Source organism: Rhodococcus sp. 05-2255-3B1 (assembly GCF_002258545.1).
Taxonomy (GTDB): domain Bacteria; phylum Actinomycetota; class Actinomycetes; order Mycobacteriales; family Mycobacteriaceae; genus Rhodococcoides.
Genome location: NZ_NOZC01000036.1, coordinates 24340 through 36164 on the forward strand (window position 1 = coordinate 24340; position 11825 = coordinate 36164).

General features: G+C 61.9%; 12 protein-coding genes. 7 read left to right on the forward strand and 5 right to left on the reverse strand.

Translation table 11 applies throughout. The features are described 5' to 3' along the window. Nucleotides 1-88: 88 nt before the first annotated feature. The 5 genes from CH249_RS21080 to CH249_RS21100 all read left to right on the forward strand — a co-directional run bounded on the left by CH249_RS21080 (nucleotide 89) and on the right by CH249_RS21100 (nucleotide 5840). Nucleotides 89-1093 carry a LacI family DNA-binding transcriptional regulator gene (locus tag CH249_RS21080; RefSeq protein ID WP_094629456.1) on the forward strand — a complete coding sequence of 335 codons (1005 nt, stop codon included), beginning with the start codon at nucleotides 89-91 and terminating at the stop codon, nucleotides 1091-1093. A gap of 206 nt (nucleotides 1094-1299) precedes the next feature. Continuing rightward, complete coding sequence (locus CH249_RS21085) at nucleotides 1300-2160, forward strand: ABC transporter substrate-binding protein (RefSeq protein ID WP_032398169.1); 861 nt, start codon at nucleotides 1300-1302, stop codon at nucleotides 2158-2160. A 30-nt stretch (nucleotides 2161-2190) separates the two neighbouring features. Next, nucleotides 2191-2931, forward strand: coding sequence for an amino acid ABC transporter permease (locus CH249_RS21090; RefSeq protein ID WP_094629410.1), 741 nt, complete (start codon nucleotides 2191-2193; stop codon nucleotides 2929-2931). Nucleotides 2932-2966: 35 nt separating this feature from the next. Beyond that, nucleotides 2967-3716 carry an amino acid ABC transporter ATP-binding protein gene (locus tag CH249_RS21095; RefSeq protein WP_143544570.1) on the forward strand — a complete coding sequence of 250 codons (750 nt, stop codon included), beginning with the start codon at nucleotides 2967-2969 and terminating at the stop codon, nucleotides 3714-3716. 132 nt (nucleotides 3717-3848) lie between these two features. Then, nucleotides 3849-5840, forward strand: a complete 1992-nt coding sequence (locus CH249_RS21100) for a TerD family protein (protein WP_094682733.1) — start codon at nucleotides 3849-3851, stop codon at nucleotides 5838-5840. A gap of 57 nt (nucleotides 5841-5897) precedes the next feature. On the opposite strand, the gene CH249_RS21105 is transcribed toward CH249_RS21100, so the two are convergent. Then, entirely contained in the window at nucleotides 5898-6308 is a 411-nt protein-coding gene (locus tag CH249_RS21105) for a RidA family protein (protein WP_094682734.1), read from the reverse strand. 79 nt (nucleotides 6309-6387) lie between these two features. Here CH249_RS21105 and CH249_RS21110 point away from each other — a divergent pair, with 79 nt between their 5' ends. Further along, nucleotides 6388-6756 carry a helix-turn-helix domain-containing protein gene (locus CH249_RS21110; protein WP_094629413.1) on the forward strand — a complete coding sequence of 123 codons (369 nt, stop codon included), beginning with the start codon at nucleotides 6388-6390 and terminating at the stop codon, nucleotides 6754-6756. Between the two features lie 92 nt (nucleotides 6757-6848). Then, nucleotides 6849-7313, forward strand: a complete 465-nt coding sequence (locus CH249_RS21115; protein ID WP_032398164.1) for an SRPBCC family protein — start codon at nucleotides 6849-6851, stop codon at nucleotides 7311-7313. A gap of 21 nt (nucleotides 7314-7334) precedes the next feature. Here CH249_RS21115 and CH249_RS21120 read toward each other — a convergent pair whose 3' ends face one another. The 4 genes from CH249_RS21120 to CH249_RS21135 form a co-directional block, all read right to left on the reverse strand. Further along, complete coding sequence (locus tag CH249_RS21120) at nucleotides 7335-7907, reverse strand: hypothetical protein (protein ID WP_094682735.1); 573 nt, start codon at nucleotides 7905-7907, stop codon at nucleotides 7335-7337. Continuing rightward, nucleotides 7907-9598, reverse strand: coding sequence for a DEAD/DEAH box helicase (locus CH249_RS21125; RefSeq protein ID WP_218828398.1), 1692 nt, complete (start codon nucleotides 9596-9598; stop codon nucleotides 7907-7909). The genes CH249_RS21120 and CH249_RS21125 overlap by 1 nt, the downstream gene beginning before the upstream one ends. A gap of 310 nt (nucleotides 9599-9908) precedes the next feature. After that, complete coding sequence (locus tag CH249_RS21130; protein ID WP_094682737.1) at nucleotides 9909-10727, reverse strand: Fpg/Nei family DNA glycosylase; 819 nt, start codon at nucleotides 10725-10727, stop codon at nucleotides 9909-9911. Nucleotides 10728-10770: 43 nt separating this feature from the next. After that, a complete protein-coding gene (locus CH249_RS21135) occupies nucleotides 10771-11220 on the reverse strand; it encodes a carboxymuconolactone decarboxylase family protein (RefSeq protein WP_094682738.1) in 450 nt (149 codons plus the stop codon). Nucleotides 11221-11825 lie beyond the last annotated feature (605 nt).

Sequence of the window (11825 nt, forward strand, 5' to 3'; positions counted from 1 at the left end):
GTCGAGTCGTCAAGCCGGAAACGTACTTGTAACGCGACCACGGTCGAATATGTCTGTCCTAGGCGTGAAGCAAGAGAACGGAGAACCGATGGCGGTCACCTTGATCGACGTTGCGAGCGCTGCTGGGGTTTCGCGCAGCACGGCATCACGCGCGTTGAGTGGATCGTCGCTGATCTCGGCGGAGACACGGGCAGCGGTGGAGGATGCGGCCCGGGTTCTCGGGTATCGGCCGAACAGGGCCGCGAGCGCGCTGCGCTCCAACCGGTCGCATTTGATCGGTCTGGTCATGAACAACCTGCTCAACGCGACCTTTCACACTGTCGCCGAGGTCGTCCAAAAGAGGGCAGCAGCCAGTGGATTTCAGGTACTGCTCTGCATCACCGATGCCGATCCGGCGCGCGAGGACGACGTACTGGCCATGCTGGGCGAGCACGGCGTCGACGGAACCATCGTGATCGGCAGCGGTCGAAGTGCTGCGGCGTCGAATGCGCTTCTGGAGCAGGGCCGAGCGGTGGTCAACCTGATCCGTTCGGTGAAGGGGAGCTCTGCGTCGACGGTGCTGGCAGATGACGTAACGGGTGCTCGCGACGCGACAGCGCACCTGATCGAGCTCGGGCACAGTCGTATCGGGTATGTCGGTGGAAACGAGGACGCGACGTCCGGACGTGAGCGCTACGAGGGCTATCGACTGGCGCTGGCCGACGCAGGTATTCCGGTCGACGAGACGATCGTCCGGAAAGGCCCGTTCACCACGGAGTTCGGCGCCGAAGCGATCAATTCGTTACTGGATGCACCCCAGGCGATGACTGCTCTCTATGCGGCCAACCACGAGGCTGTCTTCGGCATCCTGCCCACGCTCGTCGGCAGAGGAGTGTCGGTGCCGGACGAGTTGTCGCTGATCTGCCACGAGGACATGCCGTGGCTCGCGATGTGGCAGCCGGCAATCACAGTCGTCGACAACGGTGCCGCTCAGTTGGCGAATGTGGCAATGGACCTGCTGTTCCAGCAGATCAAGGATTCACTCGAACCCGATGGGCGCACGTATCGAATCGGTGCTCGTCTGGTGGAGCGGTCGTCGTGTGCCGCACTGTGATCGGTGAGCGCGATCACCTGCGAACGGTTAACAGTTGATGTACCGCGTGTCGGCAGTGTTAACCGCGTTGACGCCTCCGAATTCGTCTGCGACGCTTGATGCAATCGATCCCAAAAGATCGATTCTTCTCGAACAACTCCCTCATCGTCGCTGCCGCCCCGTCCTCGAACGTGTAGTGCTGCAGTCGATATGGAAAGGCTCGCTCAATGCGTAAGTTAACAGGAATCGCCGCTATCGCTGTCGTGGTGGCCGGCCTCACTGCCTGTAGTTCCTCGGACGATTCCGTAGCCGCGCCGACGGACTGCACACCCACGCTCGGTGCTTCGGACCTCGCCGAAGAAGGCGTACTGACGATGGCCACCAACGCGACTCTTCCGCCGATGCAGTACGTCGATCCGAACGGGGACGTGATCGGCATGCGTGTCGACCTCGGTAAGGAGATCGCCAAGCGCCTGTGTTTGACGCCGAAGTTCGTCAACATCGAGTTCGAGGCACAGATTCCCGGTGTGCAGGCCGGCCGTTGGGACATGATCGACACCGGAATGTTCTACACGCCTGCACGTGCCGAGACCATCGATCTCGTTCCGTACGAGGTGCAGGCAGTCTCGATCTCGGTGCCGTCGGGCAACCCCGAATCGATCTCCAGCGTGGACGACCTGGCGGGCAAGACCATCGGGGTCGAAGCGCCCGGATACGAATTCGACACGCTGACCGCCATGGCCGAGCAGTTTGCGGCCGAAGGAAAGCCGGCGCTGACAGTGCAGACATTCAAAACCAATGCCGATGCCTATCAAGCGCTTTCGGCAGGCCAGCTCGACGGCACGTCCATCGTCGAGTCGGTCACGTCGTTCTACCAGGAAGACGGACGATTCGAGACAGCCGTCGGTGGAATCAACGAGGCACCTCTGGCCATGGGATTCGCCAAGGACAGCAAATCCTCTGCAGAGGTGGCGCGTGTGCTGTCGGAGATGAGGAGCGACGGATATCTGCCCGAACTGTTCGAGCAGTACGACGTCACCGGATACGACGGCGATATTGCCGTGAGCACCGGTCCTCTCGACAGCTGATCCGACCAACGTAAGTCGAAAGGCACCCACATGTGGTCCTGGGACGCATTCTTCTCCATCCTGACGAGCACCCAGCTGCTCGAGGGCGCGTGGGTCACGATCTGGCTCACCGTAGTCAGCATGATCCTCGGACTCGCTCTCGCAGTGGTGGTCGCCTCCGCGCGATCATCCAAGCTCGCACCCCTGCGGATAGTCGCCGGGTTCTACGTGTGGCTGATGCGCGGCACGCCTCTACTGGTGCAGTTGGTGATCATCTATACCGGACTTCCTCAGGTCGGCATCAAATTGGGCGTGATCGAGGCGGCACTCGTGGGCCTGGTTCTCAACGAAGCCGCATACCTGTCGGAAATAGTCCGTTCCGGATTGCTCTCGGTTCCGACCGGACAGACCGAAGCGGCACGAGCCCTCGGCATGTCGCCCACGAAGGTCTTCCGCGTGGTGGTTCTCCCACAGGCGCTGCGGGTGATGATTCCTCCACTCGGCAACAGCTTCAACGGGTTGCTCAAGACCACAACTCTGGTGTCGGTCATCTCCGTACAGGAATTGCTGAGACGGACCCAGTTCCTGGTGCAGGTGAATTTCCGAGTGCTGGAAGGGCTCTGCGCCGCAGCGTTGTACTTCCTGGTGCTGACGACTCTGTGGGGGTTGATTCAGAAGATGATCGAAGTACGAGTAGGGCGTGGATACGACCGCAATTACCGTCGTAAGGGCGGTCCGTCGAGTCCGAAGCTCGACGACAGCGCAATGAAAGCCGAGGCCGTGAACCGATGACCAGTGCGACGTCTACTACCAGGAAGGCCACGACGATGGTCGAGGTCAGGAACATGACCAAGGCCTACAACGATCTCGTCGTCCTCAACGACATCGATTTCACGGTGGACAAAGGGGAAGTGGTCCTGCTGCTCGGGCCGTCGGGAAGTGGAAAGAGCACCTTGCTGCGCACGCTCAACTGTCTCGAGACCATTGAATCCGGGACCGTCCGAGTGTGCGGCGAGATGATGGGCTTCTCGGAAGGGGTCAAGCGAACGCCGCTGTCGGAGGCGCAGATCGCCAAGCAGCGGCACCACACAGGAATGGTGTTCCAGAGCTTCAACCTGTTTCCCATGATGACGGCGCTGGACAACGTCGCATCGGGCCCACGTCATGTCCTCGGCACGCAGAAGGACAAGGCGCGCAGGCAAGCTCAGGAACTACTCGACCTCGTCGGCCTTGCAGACAAGGGAGAGAACTATCCGTCACAACTGTCCGGTGGTCAGCAGCAACGCGTGGCGATCGCACGAGCGTTGGCAATGAAGCCCGAAGTGATGTTGTTCGACGAGCCCACCTCTGCCCTCGATCCCGAGATGGTCAACGAGGTGCTCGACGTCATGCTTCGACTCCGCGACGAGGGTATGACGATGGTGGTGGTGAGCCACGAAATGGGCTTCGCGAAAGCGGCCGCAGACCGAGTCGTTTTCATGAGCGACGGGAAGATCGTGGAGGAAGCACCTCCGCGCGAGTTCTTCGACAATCCAAAAAATGCTCGTACACAACAGTTCTTGAGTCGTATCCTCTGACCGGCCTAAGCGGGGCCAACCATGCGTGCCGTAGGCCGAATGAATGAATGTCGGGCGTCTTCGACTCACACCGTCACGCTGTGAATAGGGTGAGCAGTCGGAGTCCGATTTGTCCGACAGGAGCGTGTCAGCGTGAGTTCACCCATTCTCGTCAAGGGTCAGAACATTTCTCTGCCGGACGACGTGACCGAACTGGATGTCATCGTGTCCTGGGTAGACCCGGAGCGAGATCTCGATGCGTCTGCGTTGCTGGTGAATTCGAGCGGGCACGTTCGGTCCGATGCAGACTTCGTCTTCTACAACCAGCCGGAGTCCGCGGACGCGACCGTACGCTACCGCGGGAGCAGTAGCACCGACGAAGGCAAACAGGAACGAGTGTCGATCCATCTCGATTCTCTCGCAGCCGAAGTCGAGAAGGTGGTCATCGCGGGTAGCTCCGACGATGTTCCATTGGGTGAATTCGGGAAACTGTCGATGCAGGTGCGGGATCAAGCAGGTTCGGTGCTCGGGGAGTTCCTCACTGCCGATGCGTCGTCGGAACGAGCATTGGTGTTCGGGGAGGTGTACCGACGGAACGGCGTGTGGAAACTACGCGCGGTCGGTCAGGGCTGGGAATCCGGATTGGGTGGTTTGGCCCAGGACTTCGGCGTCGACGTCGACGACGGCGAGCCCGAAGCTTCGGCGAATGACGTCGTCGTGGTCGAGGTCGCCGACTCGCACGTGCTGGCCGTCGATACGACCGGTGAGATCGTCGACGTCTCGGTTGTCGAAATCGAACCGCCGAAACGCGGCGTTCGCACCAAGAAGCCCGTTGCCAAGAAGGTCGCGCCGCCTCAGTTCACCCTGGCCGGGGGAGAGGGGTGGCAGACGGCTCGCCTGTTCTCCGTGTCCGGTGTCGGATCCGGTGAGGAGCAGGAGAAGAGGGCCACCTCGGCGCTGATCGCGACGATGCAGGCGGTTCGTCCGTTCGCTCGCGCAATCTGCGCACATGCCGGAGCGCCGTCCGGTCCCTTCGAGGGCTACCTCGAAGTGCAGTTCGTCAAGGGCGAGGGCAAGGTCATCCCCGACGGTGTGTTTCGAGTATCGCGCGCGGGCCAAGTGTGGACAGCGTTGCTGGAAGTGAAAACCGGCACCGGCAAGCTACAGAAAGAGCAGCTCGAGAATTACCTCGATGTCGCAAAACGACATAAATACGAGACCGTTCTGAGTTTGTCCAACGACATTCCGGCCTCCGCCGGTGAGCTCCCGGTCCAGGTGAACAAGACCAAGCTGAACAAGGTCTCCCTGCGGCATATCTCCTGGTCCGAGGTCATTCACGAGGCTCGAATGTTGTTGTCGCACGGCGACCTTGCGGAGCCACTGCAAGCATGGATTCTGAGCGAATTCGTCCGGTATCTGACGCACCCGAAGTCAGGCGCGACGGAGTTCGTCGACATGGGTCGCCACTGGGTTGCAGTTCGCGACTCGGTCACCGCAGGAACGCTTCGCTCCGGCGATGTGAAGGCCTTGTCGGTGGCGAATACATGGGCGTCGCTGTCCAGGCACCTGGCCTTGCGGATGACTGCCGATCTCGGCGTTCCGGTGAAGCATCACCTCCCGAGGAAGTTCAGCGGAGATCCCCAGGCGCGCAACGAGTACATCGTCGAGCAACTCGTTGCCTCCGGGTGTCTCTCGGCAACATTGCGCATTCCTGATGCCGCCGGAGATGTCACTGTCGAAGCGGACCTGCGTACCAACAAGATTCAGTGCAGCACCGCTATCGACGCGCCGACCGACGGGACCGCGCTCCGACGAGCATCATGGCTGCTCAAGCAATTGAAGAACGCTCCTGCCGACATCCTGGTCGAAGCCGTGTTCGCAGACCCAGGCGAAATATCCTGCGAGAACTTGGCGACAGTGCGCTCGGACACCAAATCGTTGACCGCAGGCCGGATCAGCGAACTGCAGTACTTCACGCTGACGTCACCGACCAAGATGGGTAGCAAGCGCTCGGGCTCTGCGGCCAGCTTCATCGGAAGTGTGACCGACGGCCTCGATTCCTTCTACCGCGACGTCGTGCAACCGCTGAAGCCATGGGTCCCGTCGGCCCCGGAATCGTCGTCCACCGACACTGCGGTCGACTGATTGCGCGACTGTACGAGTTGCCCCGACGTCGTCACTGATCCGGGCCCGCAGTGAAATTCAGTCGAGTATCGCCGTCGCCTCGACCTCCACGAGTACGTCCGGTTCGAAGAGGTAGTCGACTCCGATGAGCGAGGCGGGCGGCAGGGGAGTCGGAAGTCCTATGTCGACTGCGACCTGTTCGACACCTGTCATGAACTCGCCGATCTTCTCCGGTGCCCAATGGGTGACATAGAAGGTCAATCGCACCACGTCGCTGAATGTCGCACCCGCACCTGCCAATCCGATGGCAGTATTTCTCAGCGCGTGTGCAACCTGACCCGCAAGGTCGCCAGGGGCCACCGGGGCACCGTCGACGCGGCGTGCGATCTGGCCACTGACGTGTACGTGGCGCGTTCCGGTACCTACGGCTACATGGTGGTACGGCACGTGCTGAGTCATGCCTTCCGGGCTGGAATAGATGACGGACATCGGCTTCTCCTCGATGGTTGCGGCTAGGTATATTATTGATACCTGGTGCACGAAAGTAACTTCAAGGAGACGTGGTTTCATGACCGATACCCCGGCCGTGCAGGGCGAACTCACCATCAGCGCGCCCCATCGCGAGTTGCTCGATCAGGTACTCGACAAATGGTCGCTGGCGGTGCTCGACGTACTCTGCGAACAACCCTCCCGCTTCAACGAACTGCGTCGCGCCATCCCGAACGTGACACAGAAATCGCTCACCGCGACATTGCGCAAACTCGAACGAAACGGGGTCGTCGAAAGGGTCCTGCTCAGTTCGCGTCCCGTCGCCGTCGAGTACCGAATCACGCGACTGGGGAAGACCCTTCGGATGCCGATCGACGCCATCTTGCAATGGGCTACCGACCACATGCCGGAGATCGAACGAGCTCGCGCGGACTTCGACCTCCTGTGACGACGGTCCGAGTCGGCAACTCGAGATGCAGTGTCACTCGAACTCGAGATGGCCGAAGATTGAAGCTGGCGAATTCTGGGCAAGCGGTAGTCATGACAGAGAATTCCAAGGTCACAGTCGAACGCACCATCGAAGCACCCGTCGACGCGGTATTCGATGTGCTGTCCAATCCCGAGCGGCATCAAGCTCTCGATGGATCCGGGTTCGTCCGGAGCGTGGACCACGCCGACCGCATTCAGAAGGTCGGCGAGAAGTTCACGATGAACATGCAGGGCGATCACATGGGCGGCGAGTACCAGACCGACAATGTGGTGAGCGGCTACATCAAAGACAAGCTGCTCGCGTGGAAGACGGCGCCCGCCGGCAACGAGCCTCCCGGCTGGGAATGGCTGTGGGAGCTCGAATCTCAGGGCCCCAACGAGACGCTGGTCCGCCACACCTACGACTGGTCCAAGGTCACGGACAAGAAGTTGCTCCAGCAGATCAAGTTTCCGCTGGTGACCGAAGATCAGTTGAACGACACACTCGCTCGACTGGCAGTCGAAGCGACGTCCTGATCTCGAGCCGCAGGTCTCAGGTCAGCCGAAGAACGCTGTGCTGTCGAGATTTTCGATCGGCATCCAACGTCGAGGAACATCCTTCGCCGTAGTCGCTGCCGAAAGATCGACTCCACGGACGGCCAATGCGGATGTCGGCATCTGATCGACGATCAGACTGATGGCGTACGTAGCGGCCGTTACGTGGAGGCACGGATCGATTCTTCCGGAGCAGGTACAGAACGCTCCGGTGGCGTCGGGGACCGGCGACAACTTTTCCGCTACAAGTTCGGCGTGAACCTCATCGGGGAGGTCACCGCTGCTCGCACCTCCGCGCGTGTGGCGGGCGAGAATGCGCATCACCGACTTTCGTTCCGTCGCCGTGTATCGGGGCAGTGAGAGCACAGCCGTCTCACTCTTCGTGCCCGCGGACACGACGCAGCGAAACTCGCCGATGTTGTTGTGGTCCAGGGACACTGCATCGTTGCGCACCAGGCTTCGTGCCCGCGGGAGCATCGGGTTCGGCCGGGTGACAGCGATGGGCTCGACGCGCCGGATCCACTCTTTCCCCCACGGAGTCGACCCGAATACCGCGGCCCGAGGTGTGGTGGCCATCAGCGCGACACCGTCCTCAGCGACAGCGTCTCGCGCAAAGTCGAATCATCGAGTGCCGCCAGGGCCAACTCGTTGTTGCTCTCGGTCAAACCGGCTATCGCCTTCTTGCGGGTATGGAGTGATGCGATGTGCTCCTCCAGAGTTCCCTCCGTCGTCAGTGCCATGACCGTCACCGGCGACTTCTGTCCGATTCGGTGCACTCGGTCGGTGGCTTGCGCTTCGACCGCGGGGTTCCACCATCGGTCGTAGTGAATCACCGTGTCGGCGCGGGTGAGATTGAGGCCGTACCCCGCCGCGCGCAGACTGAGAACCATGACGGGGGATCGGTTGCCGTTCTGAAACTGCTCGACCATCTCGTCGCGCTTGTCTACGTCGAGTCCGCCGTGGAAGAACGGAATCGGAGCTCCGGTGAGGTTCTCGAGGTGTTCGGCCAGTATTTCCCCGGTTCGGCGGTACTGCGTGAACACGAGCGCAGCTCGCGAGGACTCGGTGAGCTCCTCGACGATGTCGGTGAGCCTGTCGAGTTTGCCGGAGCGATCGGCCAGGCGACTCACATCGCCCTTGACGAGCCCAGGATGGTTGCAGATCAGTTTGAGCTGGGTGAGCAGCGCCAGTACTGCCGTTCCCCGTCCACGGTCGGTGCCGAAACCGGTGTCGAATGCTTCCTCGACGGCCGAGTTGTACAGCAGCGCCTGCTCATTCGAGATCGGACACAGAACGTCGATGTGGTGCTTCGGCGGCAGATCCGTTGCAACCTCGGCCTTGGTCCGGCGGAGGACGACCGGCGCGATCGCGCTCGACAGTTGTGCGAGTGCGGTCGCCGAACCTCCTTGCTCGATGGGTGCCGAGAATCGTCGGGTGAACCGAGCCCGGGTTCCGAGCAGTCCGGGATTGGTGAGATCGATCAGTGCCCAGAGTTCGTCCATTCGGTTTTCGACGGGAGTGCCGGTCAGGGCTATCCGCGTGGTGGACTTCAGTCGACGTGCTGCGCGAGCAATCTTGGTCCGTGAGTTCTTCATCACGTGCGCCTCATCGAAGAACACAGTGCTCCAGGATATTTCGCTCAATCGATCTGTGTCGGTGCGCAGGGTGGGGTACCCGGTGACGGTCACCGAGCCTGGCTCGGCGCGGTGCTCGAGGGTGCGAGACGGTCCGCGGTACACGTTGACGACCAATTCGCCGTCGGAGAAGTTCTCGATCTCACGGCGCCAGTTGCTGATCAGCGACGTCGGGCAGACGACCAGGTAGCTGCCCTCGCCTCGCCGCGCTCCGACGATCATGTGCGAAATGGCCTGGAGCGTCTTGCCCAGCCCCATCTCGTCGGCGAGGATTCCGCCGCCGCCGATCTCCTGAACCGTCGGCACCCAGGACGCACCGTGCAGTTGATAGGGCCTCGGAGTGAAGGTCGACGCACTCTCGGTCAGATCGTCTTGCATGCGCAGGCTGGCGCGGAGCGCGTCAACGGCACCATGTGCAGTCAGCACGCTGGAGCCGCCGGCATTGGGAACAGCGTGCGCAGCAGGCGGAAGTGCATCGACGAGCTCTCGTGGAACCCCGCTCACGTCGGGATTGTGCTCGACGTAGTTCAGGATCGCCAACCATCCGCGTGCCGACATGCCTTCCGCAGAGCCGGCTGCGGTTCGGAGCTCGCGACCGTTCGCCGCCACGAGGTGCGCGTCCACGGTGCGCACAAAGACGGTTCCGTCTGCGCCGGGAATCGCAAGCTCGACGGGAGTGGACTCACCTCCAGGCGTCGCCCCCGGTGTGTTGTGCCAGACGGCGAAACAGTGACGCTGCGGCAGATAGGTGACGTGCGGAGCTGGGTCTGTGTCGGCGGTTTAAAGCATGCACCCTCCGGCGAAGTTCGCTGCCTCGGCTGGGTCCGAAGCTGCCAACACCGTACGCCGTCCGGTGACATCGTGTCGCATCCGGAAATGGCTTGACTTTTCCCAAAATTACTGTCCTACAGCGCCATCGGATAAGACCCCGCGATGGATCGGATCAGGATTGCTCGCGAGAACACCACCACGTCGTGCGGCCGCCCACCGTTCCGCGGGCCATCGGCGCACCACATCGAGGGCACGCCGCATCCGTTTTTCGGAACGGAATGATCTCCCCGGTGTGTACGCCACCCTTCTTTATCGCTGATCTGATCGCGCGGCGCAGAACAACGCGGAGCTCGTCGAGTTCCTCCGTCGTGAGTGTCTTGGCGCGCCTGGACGGGGATTGCTCGCTCCGCCACAGCACCTCGTCGGCCAGTAGATTGCCGACGCCTGCAATGGCGGACTGATCGAGTAGTCGGGCTTTGAGAGGTGCACCACTGGAACCGATTCGGTGACGGAAGTCGTCGCGGGTGATCTCCGCGGCATCCGGGCCGAGAGCGTCGATATCGGGTTCGAGTCGAACCCGGCCGAGGCGGCGTTTGTCGAAGAGTCGAAGCTGTCCACCGTCGTCGAACGTCATGGAGAAGCGCGTCCACTCGGGCTTGTCGGTCGGGCGCTCACCGACATGAGGGTCGCCACCCCCGTACTGCGACGTGCGTTCACCGTCGGGAGCGGTGACGATGACGCGTCCACCCATCCCCAGGTGGATGCCCAGGGTCGGACCGCCCGAGCCGTCGGCCGTGACGGTTTCGCACCACATGGCCTTGCCTCGTCGACGCGCCTCGGTGAGTTTCCCGCCCTTCAGTGCCCGGGCGATATCGCCTGGCATGTGCGGTCGGCACTCGAACGTGTCGGTGTCGTCGATGTCGACGATGACACGGTCGAGGGCTTTCTCGACGACCTGTCGGGCGTTTTCCACTTCGGGTAGTTCCGGCATGGATCCGGTGTACCCGATTCGCGGGCGCTATGCGCGGGTGCCGTCATCGGTCTTTCGACTCGTTCGTGTCCCCTTCGGGCACCAGCGGTCCCAGTTCGGCGTCGAGGACCTTCTGCACGACGCGCATCGCCGCCAGCGCGGCCGGTGCTCCGCAGTAGCCCGCTGTATGAATCACCGTCTCGGTGATTTCCGTTCGGGTGAGGCCGTTGCGCAGCGCCCCTCGTACGTGGCCTGCGAGTTCCTCATGGGCACGCAGCGCGATGAGGATTCCGAGGTTGAGCAGGCTTCGGCTGCGGTGATCGAGGCCGGGCCGCGTCCACACCCCGCCCCACACGGTGTCGGTGACGAAGTCTTGCAGTGCAGCGGAGTCGGTGTTCGCGGCATGGGCAAACGCCTTCGCGACGTACTCGTTTCCCATTACATTTCGGCGGACCTCGAGTCCGTCCTCGAATCGCGGGCCCCTGCTCCGATTCGTGGCTTCGTCGTCGATCATGGTGTTTCCTCTCCCTCGTGCGCGGTGTCGACAGATCATGGCAGGGGGCTGGTGGGGGAATTGCCGGCGGAGGCGAACTCGGCCACGGTCTGTCAGCGCAGAGAGGCCGGCCCACCGCTACGGTCGTCGCGCGAAGGCTGTGTGTCGTCGGAGACACGCTCTGCGCGAGTCGCTTCGAGAAACAGCTCGAGAAACGAAGAATGCGCGCCACGTTCCTGCGCCGTTCTTCCCTCTCGGGGGTCTTTCGATGCCTTCGACATAGCGATTCGCGTTCCTCCCGTGTCAGCGAACAACAATCTCAGATTCTGAATAGTCAAGCAACTGAGACAGTGAGTACAACGCGCGGCACGAAGTGAACGATCGAGGAAAAAGTTGCGATCGAGCAACTCACAACGGTGTGGATCAGTGGCGAGGATGCCCGGAAGCTGCACCGCATCGGCAGCGGGGCTGTTCGGTTCGGCGTGACAGACACACCGGGTCTGGGCGCCGGTTATCCGGAACCGTCGGTTTCCGCCTCGTCAGTGTGCTGGCGATCGACTGTCTGTCGGTAGGCGCGATGAGAACCTTGTTGTCGACACGCGTCGCCGACACAGCCCGAATTTCGG